Origin of the sequence: Pseudarthrobacter phenanthrenivorans (assembly GCF_000813845.1) — a bacterium.
In the GTDB taxonomy this organism is placed as follows: domain Bacteria; phylum Actinomycetota; class Actinomycetes; order Actinomycetales; family Micrococcaceae; genus Arthrobacter; species Arthrobacter phenanthrenivorans_B.
In genome coordinates, this window is record NZ_JWTB01000005.1 from 154,277 (window position 1) to 169,994 (window position 15,718).

Annotated in this window: 10 protein-coding genes; 3 read left to right on the plus strand and 7 right to left on the minus strand. The window is 65.5% G+C overall.

All coding sequences use genetic code 11. The features are described 5' to 3' along the window. Positions 1-156 precede the first annotated feature (156 nt). The 7 genes from pntB to RM50_RS02640 all read right to left on the minus strand — a co-directional run bounded on the left by pntB (position 157) and on the right by RM50_RS02640 (position 9,767). Entirely contained in the window at positions 157-1,632 is a 1,476-nt protein-coding gene (gene pntB / locus RM50_RS02610) for a Re/Si-specific NAD(P)(+) transhydrogenase subunit beta (protein WP_240471835.1), read from the minus strand. Further along, positions 1,629-3,188 (minus strand): Re/Si-specific NAD(P)(+) transhydrogenase subunit alpha, encoded by a 1,560-nt coding sequence (locus RM50_RS02615; RefSeq protein WP_043449615.1) that lies wholly within the window; start codon positions 3,186-3,188, stop codon positions 1,629-1,631. The genes pntB and RM50_RS02615 overlap by 4 nt, the downstream gene beginning before the upstream one ends. Before the next feature lie 66 nt (positions 3,189-3,254). Further along, positions 3,255-4,214 (minus strand): 2-hydroxyacid dehydrogenase, encoded by a 960-nt coding sequence (locus tag RM50_RS02620; RefSeq protein ID WP_043449617.1) that lies wholly within the window; start codon positions 4,212-4,214, stop codon positions 3,255-3,257. Then, on the minus strand, positions 4,211-5,410 hold the full coding sequence (locus RM50_RS02625) for a pyridoxal phosphate-dependent aminotransferase (protein WP_043449619.1): 1,200 nt from the start codon (positions 5,408-5,410) through the stop codon (positions 4,211-4,213). Before RM50_RS02625 ends, RM50_RS02620 begins: the two co-directional genes overlap by 4 nt. A 301-nt stretch (positions 5,411-5,711) precedes the next feature. After that, a complete protein-coding gene (gene fdhA / locus RM50_RS02630; protein WP_043449621.1) occupies positions 5,712-6,926 on the minus strand; it encodes a formaldehyde dehydrogenase, glutathione-independent in 1,215 nt (404 codons plus the stop codon). Positions 6,927-7,062: 136 nt separating this feature from the next. Then, on the minus strand, positions 7,063-8,469 hold the full coding sequence (locus RM50_RS02635; RefSeq protein ID WP_043449623.1) for a ferredoxin reductase: 1,407 nt from the start codon (positions 8,467-8,469) through the stop codon (positions 7,063-7,065). Further along, positions 8,466-9,767 (minus strand): aromatic ring-hydroxylating oxygenase subunit alpha, encoded by a 1,302-nt coding sequence (locus RM50_RS02640; protein WP_043449625.1) that lies wholly within the window; start codon positions 9,765-9,767, stop codon positions 8,466-8,468. Before RM50_RS02640 ends, RM50_RS02635 begins: the two co-directional genes overlap by 4 nt. A 517-nt stretch (positions 9,768-10,284) precedes the next feature. Here RM50_RS02640 and fdh point away from each other — a divergent pair. Genes fdh through nrfD form a run of 3 tightly spaced genes read left to right on the plus strand, consistent with a single transcriptional unit; the run spans position 10,285 to position 15,710 of the window. Beyond that, positions 10,285-13,611, plus strand: coding sequence for a formate dehydrogenase (gene fdh, locus RM50_RS02650; protein WP_240471837.1), 3,327 nt, complete (start codon positions 10,285-10,287; stop codon positions 13,609-13,611). After that, entirely contained in the window at positions 13,612-14,622 is a 1,011-nt protein-coding gene (locus RM50_RS02655; protein WP_043449632.1) for a 4Fe-4S dicluster domain-containing protein, read from the plus strand. Further along, complete coding sequence (gene nrfD, locus RM50_RS02660) at positions 14,619-15,710, plus strand: NrfD/PsrC family molybdoenzyme membrane anchor subunit (RefSeq protein ID WP_043449634.1); 1,092 nt, start codon at positions 14,619-14,621, stop codon at positions 15,708-15,710. The genes RM50_RS02655 and nrfD overlap by 4 nt, the downstream gene beginning before the upstream one ends. Positions 15,711-15,718: the final 8 nt, after the last annotated feature.

A 15,718-nucleotide genomic window follows, 5' to 3' on the forward strand; every position in this document is an offset into this window, starting at 1 on the left:
ATAATCGTCGATGCCAAAGAAGGCTGGCGCCAAGGGTGCTGCGTCAACCTCCTTGGCCTGACGTGACCAGCGTGGTGGAACTGCTGTCTGAACCACGCTCCGGAGTACTGTTCGATGTCTACGCATGGTCTCTCCTCAGGTGGAAAATGCATACGGTCAGAAGGCTTTGAGGATGTCCTCGACGCGTTGTTTGGCGTCGCCGAAGAGCATTTGGGAGTTGTCGCGGAAGAACAGCGGGTTCTGGACGCCCGCGTAGCCGGCGGCCATGGAGCGTTTGAACACGACGACGTTCTCGGCTTCCCAGACACGGAGGACGGGCATGCCGGCGATGGGGCTGCCCGGGTCTTCGGCCGCTGCGGGGTTCACTGTGTCATTGGCCCCGATGACGAGTACCACCGAGGTGTCGTCGAGGTCGTCGTTGATTTCGTCCATTTCCAGGACGATGTCGTACGGGACTTTGGCTTCGGCAAGGAGGACGTTCATGTGTCCGGGAAGGCGCCCGGCGACCGGGTGGATTCCGAACCTGACGTTGACGCCCTTTTCCCGAAGCTGGTGGGCCAGTTCGGCAACGGGGTACTGGGCCTGTGCCACGGCCATGCCGTAGCCGGGTGTAATGACAACGCTGGATGCGTTGGCCAGCAATTCCGCGGTGGCTTCGGCCGTGATTTCACGGTGCTCGCCCTGGTCGGCGTCGCCCTTGCTGGCGGGGGCGGCGATGCCGAAGCCGCCGGCGATCACGGAAATGAAGGACCGGTTCATGGCCTTGCACATGATGTAGGACAGGTAAGCGCCCGAGGAGCCCACCAGGGCGCCGGTGATGATGAGCAGGTCGTTGTTGAGCAGGAAGCCGGCGGCGGCTGCGGCCCAGCCCGAGTAGCTGTTGAGCATGGAGACGACGACGGGCATGTCGCCGCCGCCGATGGAGGCCACGAGGTGCCAGCCCAGCCCCAGGGCCAGGACAGTGACAACGGCAAGGAGCCACAGCTGGGAGTCGTTGACGTACCAGACGGTCAAGGCAACGAACACAACGAGGGCACCAAGGTTGATGGCGTTCTTGCCCGGCAGCATCAGGGGTGAGGACTTCATCCGGGCCGACAGCTTCAGGAATGCCACGATCGAGCCGGTAAACGTGACGGCGCCGATGAACACGCCGATGAACACCTCGGCGTGATGGACGGCCATCAGGTCAGCGGACAGGGCCGGGGCTTCAAGGTGGCCGTTCCAGCCCACCAGGACCGCGGCGAGGCCGACGAAGCTGTGCAGCAGCGCGATGAGCTCGGGCATGCCGGTCATTTCCACCACCCGGGCACGCCACAGACCGACGGCCCCGCCGGCCACGACCGCTGCAACAAGCAGCCCCAAGCCGGTGAGGCCGTGCCCGGCACCCCAGGCGCCCTGGACGGTCAGCCAGACGGTCGCGGCGAGGGCGATGACCATGCCGGCGATGCCGTAGATCACCCCGGCACGGGCATTTTCGTGTTTGCTCAGCCCGGCGAGGCTGAGGATGAACAGCAGGGCGGCAACGATGTATGCAGCTCCCGCGATGGTGTCGGCGGTCAGCGGACCGGTGACGGTGTCGGACACGGTAAGGCTCCTCACAAGGGTTGCTGCTGATTCAGTGGCGACGCTCATTTACGGGCCCCATCTGCGCGGGAGAACATGGCGAGCATGCGGCGGGTGACGGCGAAGCCGCCAAAGATGTTGATGCTGGCCAGCAGTACCGCCGCGGCGGCGAGGACCTGCATCACCGGATTTTCCGAGGTGACCTGCAGCAGGGCGCCGACGACGATGATCCCCGAGATTGCGTTCGTGACGGACATCAATGGGGTGTGCAGGGCGTGGTGGACCTTCCCGATCACGTAGAAGCCGACCACGACCGAGAGCATCAATACCGTGAAGTGCTGCGGCAACGGCGCCGGGGCAACCGCGCTGACCAGGAAGAGCGCGGCGATCCCGGCGGCAAAGAGCCCCGCCTTACCGGCCGCGCTGAGGCCCTGCTTCTTCTTCGGTGCAGGGCTTTCCACGGCCGCTGACGCGTCCGCCTTGACCACGGGGGCGGCGGAGACCTGGACCGGGGGCGGCGGCCACGTCAGCTCCCCGTTGCGCACCACCGTCACCGAGCGCTGCACCACATCATCAAAATCGATGCGGAGCTGGCCGTCCTTGTCCGGGGTCAGGAGCTTGAGCAGGTTCACCATGTTCGTCCCGTACAGCTGGGACGCCTGGGCCGGCAAACGGGCCGGAAGATCCGTGTACCCCAGGATCACCACCCCGTTCTCCGTCACGATACGTTCCCCGGCAACGGAGCCTTCGACGTTCCCGCCCTGCCCCGCGGCCATGTCAACGATCACGCTGCCGGACTTCATCGCGGCCACGTCCCCGGCCGTCAGCAGCTTCGGCGCGGGACGGCCCGGGATCAGGGCCGTGGTGATGATGATGTCCACGTCACGTGCCTGCTCGGTGTAAATTTCGGCAGCCCGGGCGTTGTACGCCTCGGACGTCGCTTTGGCGTACCCATCAGAGGACTTCATCTCCTCTTCCACCTCAACCTTGAGGTACGTACCACCAATGGACTTCACCTGATCCGCCACCTCGGGGCGCGGATCCGTCGCCCGGACAATCGCGCCAAGGCTCGACGCGGCACCGATCGCCGCCAACCCGGCGACACCCGCCCCCGCAACAAGAACCTTCGCCGGCGGAACCTTGCCCGCCGCCGTCACCTGCCCGGTAAAGAACCTGCCAAACTCATGCGCGGCCTCGATCACGGCACGATACCCGGCGATGTTCGCCATCGAACTCAGGACATCCATCGACTGCGCCCGCGAGATGCGCGGCACCGCATCCAAAGCAAGAGCGGTGATGGGACGGGCCGCCAAAGCCTCCACCAGCTCCGGGCGCAGGCCCGGGCTCAGTGAACCGATCAGGGTGGCACCAGGAGCCAAACGGCCGATTTCCTCCTCCGTGGGCGGATTGACCCGCAGCACCACGTCGCTGCCCCATGCATCGTCGGCGCCGACGATCACCGCGCCCGCCGCAGCATATGCGTCGTCCCGGAAGGACGCGGATTCACCGGCGCCCTTTTCGACCACGACGTCGTAGCCCAAACCCAACAACTGCTTCACGGTGGCAGGCGTCGCCGCCACCCTCGTTTCGCGGCCCAGCTCGGCCACGATCCCTATACGCGTCACTAAACTCTCTCTCTAAGATGTGGTGCCTTGATGCGTGACCCCTTCACGCAGGGGCTGCCCGTGCGACTAATTGATCGGGGCGGGCGGTCGTTCGTCGCTGAGCACAGCCAGGGTGTTGTCGGCCGCCAGCATTGCCATCGCGGTGCGTGTCTCCACGGTGGCGGACCCGAGGTGCGGCACGAGCACCGCGTTCTCAAGCTCGAGCAACCCGGGGTGCACAGCCGGCTCGTCTTCAAAGACGTCGAGCCCGGCACCCGCGATCTGACCGTCGCGAAGTGCAGAAGCGAGCGCTGCCTCGTCGACGATCGGTCCGCGCGCGGTGTTGACGAGGTAGGCCGAGCTCTTCATCGACGCGAGTTGCCCGGCGCCGATCAGGTGATGCGTCGCTGGCCCATAGGGACAGTGCAGGGAGACGACGTCGGAGATGGCCAACAGCTCATCGAGCTCAACCCGCCGTGCACCAAGCTCGGCCGCAATCGCGGGGTCGATTGCACTGCGTGACTGGTAGACGATTTCCATGCCGAAGGCCTTGGCCCGGCGTGCAGTCGCCTGGCCGATGCCGCCCATGCCGACGATGCCGAGTGTCTTGCCTTTGAGGCTGCTGCCGAGCAGGAAGAACATGCCCCATTTCCAGGCCTGGCCGGAGCGGATGAGCCGTTCCCCCTCGCCAAGCCGCCGGGTCGTCATGAGGATGAGGCCGAGCGCGATGTCGGCCGTGGCTTCCGTGAGTACGCCGGGGGTATTGGTGGCCACGATGCCCCGTTCGGTGCAGGCGGGCACGTCGATGTTGTCGTAGCCGACGGCGACGTTCGCGACCACTTTGAGCTGTGGGCCGGCGGCGTCGAGAAGCTCGGCGTCGATGCGTTCGGTGAGCAGGCTCACCACGGCATCGGCCCCGGCGACCCGGCGCAGCAGTTCCCCGCGGCCAATCGATTCAGGACGGGACCAGGCATCGACTTCGTGCTCGGCGCGCAGCTTCTCAAGCGCGGTTTCGGGTATGCGTCCCGTGACGACCACCCGGCTCATGCGGTCTCGACCCATTTGCGCAGGCGGCCGAGGCCGTCTCGGATATCGGCGACGTCGATGCCGGAGTAGGCGAGACGGATGTACTGCCGCTCTTCTCCGGGCTGGCGGCGGCCGAAGTGCTCGCGGGTGCAGAAGGAGACGCCGGTTTCGTACAGGGCTGCGGAGGCGAAATCTCCGACTGCCGAGTAGCCCATCCGCTCCATGACCTCGGTAACGTCGGGGAAAAGGTAGAACGTGGACTGCGGCACGGCCACGTGCATGCCGGCAATATCGTTCACGAGTTCGCATGCTGCATCCCGGCGGACCCGCAGGATGTCAAGCATCTGTTGGACGGGCTCCTGGGTGCCACGGAGCGCTTCGATGCCGGCCCACTGCACGTAGTGGGTGGTGCACGACTCATCGTTGGTGTTGAGTGTGCTGAGGATTTTGGCGATCTCGATCGGGGCGACGGCGCAGCCCAGCCGTGATCCGGTCATGGCGAACTTCTTGCTGAAGGTGTAGAGGATCACGGTGCGCTCCGCCATGCCGGGAAGTGAGGCGATCGAGCTGGAGACACCCTCATAGCGCGTCTCGAAGTACGCCTCGTCGGAGAGCACCCAGAGGTCGTGCTCCTGCGCGAGCTGGGCGATAGCCTCCCGTTCAGCCGGCGTCGACTCGGCAGAGATCGGGTTCTGCAGGTCGTTGTAAATGATGGCGACCGTATTCGGGGTGATCGAGGCGCGCACCTGGTCCAGGTCGATCGCGAAGCCCTGGCTCGTGGGCAGATAGCGGTAGGGGACGGCCATGCCACCAAGGTATTCAATCTGCGATTCGTAGATCGGGAAGCCGGGGTTCGGATACAGCACTTCCTGGCCGGGGTTCATGACCGCCTGCAGGAACTTCGTGATGACCGGTTTGCCGCCCGTCATGACCACGACGTTATCCGGGGAGAACTGGATGCCGCGGCGAGCCCCAAGGTCGTCGGCGAGGGCCTCCCGCAACTGGGGGATGCCGGGGCCGGGGCAGTAGCCCGTATAGCCGTTGGCGATAGCCCGGTTCATCGCCTCGACGATGTTCGGGGCTGTTGGGATGTTGATGTCGCCAAGGTGGAAGGGGTAAACGGGGTTCCCCTTCGCCCTCCAGGCAGCGGCGGCCTGGGCGACGCTAAAGGCAGTTTCGGTGCCCAGGCGTTCGAGCCGGTGAGCGAGTTGCTGCATAGGTTCCACTCCTCATTGAGTTGGTGAGGTCCTGATAAGGACCCGTCCTAGTATAGGACTTATATATCAAGACATGCGGTAAGATATATCTCCGTTTTCCCACGTATGCCCAGCGGACCGGAACAAAGAGGGTGTCCCTGGCTGGGACCAGGGCTACTGCCAGAGTCAGCGGCGGAGTTGCCGGAAAAAAGGGGGAAGCCGACAGGATTTGTTTCTTAAGACGACGCGGCCGTTGCACCACCGTCGGTCCGGTGGTGCAACGGCCGTATTGGCCAGCGCTTGTGAGCCCTTCTACCTCTGATTAGTTGTTGAGGTAGCCGTTCGGATCCAGGACGTACTTTGTGGCGGCGCCGGCATCGAATTCCGCGTACCCCCGCGGAGCATCGCTCAGCGGGATGGCCGTGGCGTTGACCGCCTTGGCGATCTGGATCCTGTCATGAAGGATCGCCATCATCAGCTGGCGGTTGTACTTCATCACGGGGCACTGACCCGTGGTGAACGAGAGGGACTTCGCCCAGCCGGTGCCCAGGGACAGGGACAGGCTGCCCTTCCGGGCGGCCTCGTCCGCGGCCCCAGGGTCACCCGTGACATAGAGACCGGGAATGCCCACGGAGCCGCCGGCGGTCGTGAGGTCCATCAGCGAGTTGAGGACAGTGGCCGGGGCCTCCTGGGCGCCGTGGCCGTGTCCGCGGGCCTCAAAGCCCACGGCGTCGATGCCCGAGTCGACTTCGCGGACGCCGAGGATCTGCTCGATCTGGTCGGCCGGGTCACCGTTGGCCACGTTGACCGTTTCGCAGCCGAAGGACCGGGCCCGGGCAAGCCGGTCCTCATTGAGGTCCCCGACGATCACCACGGCCGCGCCGAGCAGTTGGGCGCTGGCGGCCGCGGCAAGCCCCACCGGGCCTGCCCCGGCTACATACACGGTGGACCCGACCCCGACTCCTGCCGTGACGGCACCGTGGAAGCCGGTGGGCAGGATGTCGGAGAGCATGGTCAGGTCCATGATCTTCTCCAGCGCCTGGTCCCGGTCGGGGAACCGCAGCAGGTTCCAGTCCGCGTAGGGGACCAGGACGTACTCGGCCTGGCCGCCGACCCAGCCGCCCATGTCCACATAGCCATAGGCGGATCCGGGGCGGTCCGGGTTGACGTTCAGGCAGATGCCGGTCTTGCGCTCCTTGCAGTTCCGGCAGCGTCCGCAGGAGATGTTGAAGGGGACGGAGACGATGTCTCCGACCTTGATGAACTCGACGTCGGGTCCGGTCTCGATGACTTCACCGGTGATCTCGTGGCCCAGGACGAGCCCGGCGGGGGCGGTGGTGCGGCCGCGGACCATGTGCTGGTCGGAGCCGCAGATGTTGGTGCTCACGGTACGGAGGATGACGCCGTGGGGGACCTTTCGGCCAACGTTGGCGGGGTTGACGCCGGGGCCGGCCTTCAGTTCAAAGGAGGGGTATGGGGTGTCGATGACCTCGACGACTCCGGGCTCCTTGTATGCAACGGCTTTGTTACCTGACATGGGCATGGCTCCTATGGTTGGTGTTCGGATTGGCACGGAAGGCCTGACGCTGGCTGCATCAGACCTTCCGTGTGGTTCTTGTTCTCACATGTGGTGATCCTGGGGCTGCGCGGGCGCCCGCCGCTCCGGGAAACGGCTAGGCGTCGATCACCATGTCGGTGCGCGCGGTGGAGCAGCAGGGAAGGAATTTGCCGGCATCAATTTCCCGTTTGCGGATTCCACCCTGGTGGTTCATGTCGATCTCGCCGGACAGCTTGACGATCTTGCAGGAGCCGCACATGCCCTCCTTGCAGTTGGCGCCAATCCGGACACCCGCACGCTGTGCCACCTCAAGGATGGGCAGCTCCGGATCGATCCGCACATTGATGCCGGTGCGCATGAAGGACAGGGTGAGGCTGCCGGTTCCGACGGTTTCGAAGCTGGACGCGTCCGGGGACGCGGTTTCCGGTACGGGGCCGGCGGCTTCGGTGCTGGCCGGAGCATCCGGGTCCGCCGCTTCCAGAGGCATCCCGGTGGCCTGCAGGGTTCCGTCCTCGTCGTAGCCGGGCTCATAAATTCCGAACGCCGCGGGCTGGCTTTCGAAGTAGTCCTCGGCGGAATCGGCAATCTCCTCGGCGATTTCCTCCGCAATGTCCGTGGCCAACGCGATTTCGGCCTGGTATTCCAGGAGGGTCTGGCGGTCCCCCGAGAAGAATTCCATGTAGATGGAGGTGTCATCGACACCAACCTTCTTGAGCAGCTCAGTGGCGGTGTTCAGGTAACCCTCCGGGCCGCAGGCGTACACCTGGCGGCCGTTGGCATCAGGAGCGACCTCGTCGATCATGGCAGCGGACAGCCTTCCGCTGAAGCCTTCCCACTCCTCGGGCCGCCCACGGTCGCCCAGGGCGTAGAAGACCTTGACGCGCGAGTCCACGGAAGCGATGTAGGCCAGCTCCCGGTGGAAGGCGAAGCCGCCGGCTTCCGCGCCGTGGTACAGCACCACCACGTCGGCCGTGCCAGGCAGTGAATGGATGGTCCGCAGCATCGACATGATGGGCGTGATGCCGGCGCCGGCGGCAAGGAAGAGGTACCGTGCGCGCCGGTCGGCATCGGGCAGGTGGAATGCCCCCACGGGTCCCAGCATGTCCAGGACGGTGCCGGGCCGGACATTTTCATGCACCCACGGAGAAACCAGTCCGCCGGGGTCGCGCTTGACGGTGACGCTGAAGGTCCATGGTTCCGTGGGAGAGCTGGAGATGGAGTAGCTCCGGTCCACAGGTTCCTGGTCCTCGCCGTTCACCGGAAAGGCGATGTTCACGTACTGGCCGGCGCGGAATGCCAGGGGCGCGCCGTCGCAGCGGCGGAACACGAACGTCATCATGCCGCCGGCCTCGGGAATGGTCTCCACGCATTCGGCCATGAACTCCTGCGGATGCCAGGGACCCAGAGCCCGCGCAGCGCGGGCGGGTGCCTCGGCACTGCCCATCACCCTGTTCCACGGCATTTCAAGGCCGCGGATGCGCTGTGGCTCCTGGACTACCGATTCGGTAAGGAGTTCGGTCATGCCAAGTGCTCCTGAACGCGCTGCACGTACCAGTTGATGAAGGCCTCCACCTGGTATTCGCTCTTCATGTAGGGGCCGGGTTCGTACGCGGGGCTGGCGGCGCCCTGCTGGCACAGTTCCACGAATGCCTTGTCCTGCAGGTTTGTCTGCTTCCAGGTGTAGGTGAGCCTTTCGAGGTCGTAGTCGACGCCTTCCTCGGCGTCATCGGCCACCAGCCATGTGGTGCGGACCAGGGACTGGTGCTCGTTGATGGGGAAGACGCCGAAGGTGATGACGTGGTCGCCCAGGAAGTGGAACCAGCTGTTGGGCTGCAGGTGCATCGAGCAGCGGCCCAGGCGGAAGTCGGGCAGGTCTCCCAGCAGTTTCTTGGACAGCCTGCGTCCGTCTGCCGAGAACGATTCTCCCTCGCCGTCGAGGGATTCCCGGGAGATGCGGATGCCTGCGACGCGGGTATCGAGTTCCTCGACCACCTCGTAGGGGAGGCTGTAGCGGCGGCAGCGCTCCTCGAGCGAGGACTGTGCGTTCTTGTTGCGGTCCCACACTTCCTCAAGGTGCGCCGGGATCAGGCCCTCTGTGAGGCCCCAGGTGGGGAAGAGGGAGCATGCGAGCTCCGGGTGTCCGTCGCAGTGGTAGCACTCACGGTTATTCTCCATGACGAGCTTCCAGTTGCCCTCTTCGATGATGTTCTGCTGGTAGGCGATCTTCGTCTTTGACAGGTCGTGGGGTGCCAGGTAGGGCTCGAAGATCTTGGCGGTTTCGTCGAAGTCCGTAGGCGGTTCGTCAGCGATGCAGACGAAGATGAGCCCGGCAACCTCGCGGCTGTGGGCGCGCTTGAGGGCAAAGCAGTTCTTGTCGAACTTGGCTTCGCCGGGAGCGGAGGCATGGATCAGGTTGCCCTCGGGGGAGTAGGTCCAGGAGTGGTATCCGCAGACCAGGTTTCCGGTGGAACCGGCAGCTTCGGTCAGGACGCGTGCACCGCGGTGGCGGCAGACGTTGTGCAGGACGTTGACGTCGCCCTCGTCGGTGCGCAGCACGATCAGGGAGTAGGGGCCGTAGTCGACCGTGATGTAGTCGCCTGGCTCGGGCAGCTCGGCAACGCTGCCGGCGAAGATCCAGTGCTGGCCGAAGATGGCCTCCATGTCGAGCTTGAAGATGGTGGGATCGGTGTAGAAGGGGGCGTCGAGGGAGTAGCCCGTGCGCCGGAACTCGAACAGCGCAGTGATCTCTGCCAACTGTTCGGCAGGCAATGAGGAAGCGAGCTTCCCGCGCTTGAGGGGGACATTCACTGAAGCGGTCATGTTGGGTTTCCTCCCGGGAGGGCTGGGTGGTGTGCGATTCGTCGGGACTACGGAGCTGGGGTCGGCAACCGGCGTTGTCGAAACTTCGTCGTCCTGAAAGTTGGGGAGGATCGACCTGCAACATTGCGTCCGTCCAGGACGTTTATGTACGCGCTGTACGCAACATCGATCACCATATGCAACAGTGTGACTCGTGCCACCCGCACTGTCAATGTATTAATCGATGTCGTCAAAAACGACGAAAACCACGGCTGGTGGACCGCAGCGCATAACTGTCCCGCCCGCGCCCGACCGGTGCCCGCGGTGGCCCTTTAAGCGGTGGCCCTTTAAAGGAGAGTGGTACGACGGCGGGGCGTCCCGTCGTCGTACGACTTTCCCTTTGGCGCGGGCTCCTTGACCAGTCGGGCGGCGCCCGTTTACCCGGGCCGCCCCGGCTGCTGATCGGGCTCTGCAATTGCCCGAAGACACGCGAAGGCTGTCCTGTTGCTTTCGCGCCGCTTCGGGTTATGCTCCTGAAATGGCACCGCGAAGTTTTCTTCAATGGCCGGTCGTCCGTCAATTGAGCACGGGGGATCTGCTGGGCCGTGGGCCCGCTGTCACCTCGGCGAAGACCAGGGCTATTGAACCCCGCACCGCGACTGCTGACCGGGTTGTCCAAAGCGTCTGCCCCTACTGTGCTGTTGGCTGCGGGCAGAAGGTCTACGTCAAGGATGAAAAGGTTGTCCAGATCGAAGGCGATCCCGACTCACCTATCTCGCGTGGCCGCCTCTGCCCCAAGGGCTCCGCCAGCGAGCAGCTGGTCAATTCACCTGGCAGGCAGACCAAAGTTCTCTACCGTGCCCCGCGCTCCACGGAGTGGGAGCACCTGGATCTGGCGACGGCCGTCGAAATGGTGGCGGACCGGTTCATCGAAACCCGCCGCCGGACGTGGCAGCAGGAGGATGACCAGGGCCGGCTGCTGCGCCGCACCATGGGCATCGCCTCGCTGGGCGGCGCAACCCTGGACAACGAAGAAAACTACCTGATCAAGAAGCTCTTTACGGCTGCAGGGGCGGTGCAGACCGAGAACCAGGCCCGCATATGACACTCCGCCACGGTTCCCAGTTTGGGAGCCTCGTTTGGACGCGGTGGTGCGACGCAATCACTGCAGGACATGGCCAACGCCGACTGCATCATCATCCAGGGGTCCAACATGGCCGAGTGCCATCCTGTTGGATACCAGTGGGTGGCGGAAGCTAAAGCACGCGGCGCCAAGGTCATCCACGTGGATCCCAGGTTCACGCGGACCTCGGCCGTCTCGGACAAGCACATACCGATTCGGGCCGGCTCGGATGTGGTGCTCCTCGGTGCTCTCATCAACTACGTCCTCACCAACGACCTGTGGTTCAAGGAGTACGTCACGGCGTACACCAATGCGGCCACGCTGGTCCACGAGGATTACCGCGACGCCGAGGATCTCGGCGGGCTGTTCTCCGGCTTTGACCCGGAGAAGCGCGCCTACGACACGTCATCGTGGGCGTACGCGGAAAAGGAGGACGGTGCCATCGACGAGCCGGGCCCCGGTTCGGAACACGGCGCCGATGCCACCGCCCGGGCGGCCGGCCACGCCTACGGAAGCGGCGGCCCGCCCCTGGAGCACGCCGAAGTGCAGCGCGACGACACCCTCCAGGACCCTCGGACTGTCTTCCAGATCGTGAAGCGGCACTACGCCCGGTACACCGCGGACATGGTGCAGGACATGTGCGGGATCAGTGTGTCCGACTTCGAGTACCTGGCCCAAACCATCACGGAGAACTCCGGCCGCGACCGGACCACCTGTTTCGCCTATGCGGTCGGTTGGACCCAGCACTCCCTCGGAGCGCAGTTCATCCGGGCGGCCGCCATCCTGCAGCTGCTCCTCGGAAACGTCGGGCGCCCGGGCGGCGGAATCATGGCCCTGCGCGGCCACGCCAGCATCCAGGGCTCCACCGACATCCCCACCCTGTTCAACCTCCTGCCCGGGTACCTGCCGATGCCCAGCGCCGGACGCCATGACAGCCTCGAGGAGTACCTGTCAGTCATTGGCTCGAAACAGCAGAAGGGTTTTTGGGCCGACGCAGACGCCTACACCATCAGCCTCCTTAAGGCCTGGTGGGGTGACGCCGCAACGGCGGACAACGACTGGGCTTACGACTACCTTCCGCGACTGACCGGAGCCCACGGAACCTACGAGACAGTGATGGGCATGCTCGAGGATGAAGTGGAAGGCTACTTCATCCTTGGACAGAACCCTGCGGTGGGTTCCGCCCACGGGCGGATGCAGCGCCTTGCCATGTCCCATTTGAAGTGGCTCGTGGTCCGCGACCTGAACCTTATCGAGTCCGCCACCTGGTGGAAGGACGGGCCTGAAATCGAGTCCGGTGAACTGCGCACGGAGGACATTGAAACCGAGGTGTTCTTCCTGCCCGCGGCGACGCACGTCGAGAAGGCCGGCTCCTTCACGCAGACCCAGCGGCTGCTGCAGTGGCGGCACCAGGCGGTGGCGCCGCCGGGGGAGTGCCAAAGCGAGCTGCAGTTCTTCTTCGAGCTGGGCAAGCGGATCCGCGAGAAGCTGGCCGGGTCCGAAGACGAGCGGGACCGTCCGTTGCTCGACCTCACCTGGGACTACCCCACGGATGAGCACGGCGATCCTGACGCCGAAGCGGTACTTGCGGAAATCAACGGACGCCACCTTGACGGCCCTGACGCCGGCAAGCCACTCTCGGCCTACACCGAGCTCCGCGCCGATGGATCCACGGCGGCCGGCTGCTGGATCTACACCGGCGTGTACGCCGACGGGTTCAACCACGCCGCCAGCCGTAAGCCGGGCCGCGAACAGGGTCCTGCCGCCCCGGAATGGGGCTGGGCATGGCCGGCCAACCGCAGGATCCTCTACAACCGTGCGTCCGCCGATCCGGCCGGCAAGCCGTGGAGCGAGCGCAAGAAGTACATCTGGTGGGACCAGGAGCAGGGTAAGTGGGTCGGTGACGACGTGCCCGACTTCCCCGTGGACCGGGCACCTGGCAGCAAGCCGGACCCCTCCGTCGGTGGTCCAGCCGCGCTCAGCGGCGACGATCCCTTCATCATGCAGGCCGACGGAAAGGGCTGGTTGTTCGCGCCGAAGGGCCTGATGGACGGCCCCCTTCCCACCCACTATGAAGCGCAGGAATCACCGGTGGCGAACGCGCTGTACCCGCAGCAGCAGAGTCCGGCGCGGCTGGTCTTCCCGCGCTCGGACAACTTCAGCGCGCCAAGTGCCGGAACCAGCGGGGCGGACGTATACCCATACGTCTTCACCACATATCGGCTCACCGAGCACCATACGGCGGGCGGGATGAGCCGCTGGCTTCCTTACCTTTCGGAACTCCAGCCGGAGATGTTCTGCGAGGTCTCGCCTGAACTGGCCGCCGAGAAGGGCCTGGAACCCTATGGGTGGGCCACCATCATCTCGCCCCGCTCCGCGATCGAGGCGAAGGTGCTGGTCACGGACCGGATGAGGCCCCTGGCCGTTGGCGGCCACACCGTTCACCAAATCGGGCTGCCCTACCACTGGGGAGTCGGCAGCAATGCCGTGGTCAGTGGGGACGCCGCCAACGACCTGCTGGGCGTGACCCTGGACCCCAACGTCCAGATCCAGGAATCCAAGGTGGCGTCATGCGACATCCGTCCGGGCCGCCGGCCCCGCGGGCAAGAACTGCTGGCTTTGGTCGCCGAATACCAGGCGAGGGCAGGACTGACCACCGCGACCGGTAACAGTGCCGTCACCGATCCGGCGGCGGAAGGCATTATGCCCGCTCCGGATGCCGATCGTACAAGGGAGGACTAAATGGGCCAGTTGTCCGGACCGACAGACCCCACCGCCGATGCCCATTGGGAGCACAACCATCCGCGCAAGGGGTTCTTTACCGACACGTCGATCTGCATCGGCTGCAAGGCCTGTGAAGTCGCCTGCAAGGAATGGAACCACAACCCGCAGGACGGAAACCTTGAGTTGCTGGGATCGTCCTACGACAACACCGGATCGCTGGGTGCCAGCACCTGGCGGCATGTGGCGTTCATCGAGCAAGGCCAGGAACGCATTGCCGAAGCCCGGGAATCGGGCCGGGCCCTGGTCAGCCTGGGCATGCCCCGTATTGGCCCTCCCGCCCCTGCCGGCTCCGGCGCGACGGACCTGGCAGGAGCGGACACCACGCCTCCGGACACGGCTGACTTCCGGTGGCTGATGTCCTCGGATGTCTGCAAGCACTGCACGCACGCAGGCTGCCTGGACGTCTGCCCGACGGGGGCCCTTTTCCGCACCGAATTCGGCACCGTCGTGGTTCAGGACGATGTCTGCAACGGCTGTGGAACCTGCGTGGCCGGTTGCCCCTTCGGGGTGATCGAGCGCCGCAGCAACGGCACGGTCAAGGTCGCCACCAGCAGGGAGGAACAGCACGCCAAGCACCCGGCCGTCCCCAATGAAGGCATCGCCCAGAAGTGCACGCTGTGCTACGACCGGCTGGTGGCCGACGAGACACCCGCCTGCGCCAAGGCCTGCCCGACGACGTCCATCAAGTTCGGCGACCACGACGACATGGTGGAAACGGCACGGGAGCGCGTCGCCACCCTGCATGCGCAGGGTATGACCGAAGCAAGGCTTTACGGGGCCAATGAGAACGACGGCGTCGGCGGCACCGGGTCCGTCTTCCTGCTGCTGGATGAGCCCGAGGTGTACGGGCTCCCGCCGGACCCTCGCGTCCCCACCGCCGACCTGCCGCGGATGTACCGGCGGGCAGGCATGGCAGTGGCGGGGATGGCCGCGGCCGCAGCACTGGCTTTCCTGGGAGGACGGGCGTGACCCTTTCCGAATTCGACAGCTTCCGGCCGGCGGAGCCTGCCCGGCGCCGCAGGCCGGACGGCAACCGTGGCGTGCGGCGGCGCAAGGACAACGGCGATGGTTCCCGGGAAATGCCGATGGTCCCGGAGCCGGACTTCACCTCCTACTATGGCCGCTCCGTCGTAAAGCCCGCGCCCTGGGGCGATGACGTTGCCATCTACCTGTTCTTGGGCGGCGTGGCAGCGGGCTCGGCATTGCTGGGCCTCGGCGGGCAGCTGACCGGCCGTCCGCTACTGCGGCGGAATGCCCGACTGGGTGCCTTGACTGCCGTGAGCGCCGGCGCCGTTGCCCTGGTGAAGGACCTGGGGAGGCCGGAGCGTTTCCTGCACATGCTGCGGACCTTCAAGGTGACCTCGCCGATGAGCGTGGGCTCCTGGATCCTCAGCGCCTTCAGCGCAGGTGCCGGCGTCGCGGCAGTGGCGGAAATCGACCGGATGAGCGGAAACCGGCTGCCCCTTGGCCCCCTGCGCAAGGTGCTGCAGGCCGTCGAAGGACCGGCCGGCGTCGAGGCTGCGCTCTTTGCCGGACCCCTGGCGGCATACACCGCGGTGTTGCTGGGCGACACTGCCACGCCCACCTGGAACGCCGCACACGAGGAACTGCCTTTCGTCTTCGTGAGTTCGGCATGCCTCGCCTCCGCCGGGCTCGCCATGGTCACCACGCCGGTGCGCGAAACCGGTCCGGCACGCAACCTTGCCGTGCTCGGCGTCGTGGGCGACGTGCTTGCCATGAAAACCATGGAGCGCCGGATGGACCCGGTGGCAGCCGAACCCCTGCACCAGGGCAAGGCCGGCACCATGCTGAAATGGAGCGAACGGCTGGCGGTGGCCGGCGGTCTGGGCACGCTCCTGGGCGGCCGCAACCGCGTCGTGGCTGCGGCTTCGGGGGTGGCTTTGCTGGCTGCTTCGGCACTGACCCGGTTCGGTGTGTTCGAGGCGGGACTGGAGTCTGCCAGGGATCCCCGGTACACGATCGAACCGCAGAAGAACCGGCTGGCCGCCCGCCGCGCTGCCGGCGTAACCGGCGACGCCATCACCACCGGCAGCTGACCGGCCAG

Bases quoted from the DNA above. Each gene is read 5' to 3' on its own strand.
- RM50_RS02635 (WP_043449623.1), bottom strand. From the start codon at position 8,469: ATGACCGAACTCCTTACCGAATCGGTAGTCCAGGAGCCACAGCGCATC.
- RM50_RS02625 (WP_043449619.1), bottom strand. From the start codon at position 5,410: ATGCAGCAACTCGCTCACCGGCTCGAACGCCTGGGCACCGAAACTGCC.
- RM50_RS02620 (WP_043449617.1), bottom strand. From the start codon at position 4,214: ATGAGCCGGGTGGTCGTCACGGGACGCATACCCGAAACCGCGCTTGAG.
- fdhA (WP_043449621.1), bottom strand. From the start codon at position 6,926: ATGTCAGGTAACAAAGCCGTTGCATACAAGGAGCCCGGAGTCGTCGAG.
- RM50_RS02655 (WP_043449632.1), top strand. From the start codon at position 13,612: ATGGGCCAGTTGTCCGGACCGACAGACCCCACCGCCGATGCCCATTGG.
- pntB (WP_240471835.1), bottom strand. From the start codon at position 1,632: ATGAGCGTCGCCACTGAATCAGCAGCAACCCTTGTGAGGAGCCTTACC.
- RM50_RS02640 (WP_043449625.1), bottom strand. From the start codon at position 9,767: ATGACCGCTTCAGTGAATGTCCCCCTCAAGCGCGGGAAGCTCGCTTCC.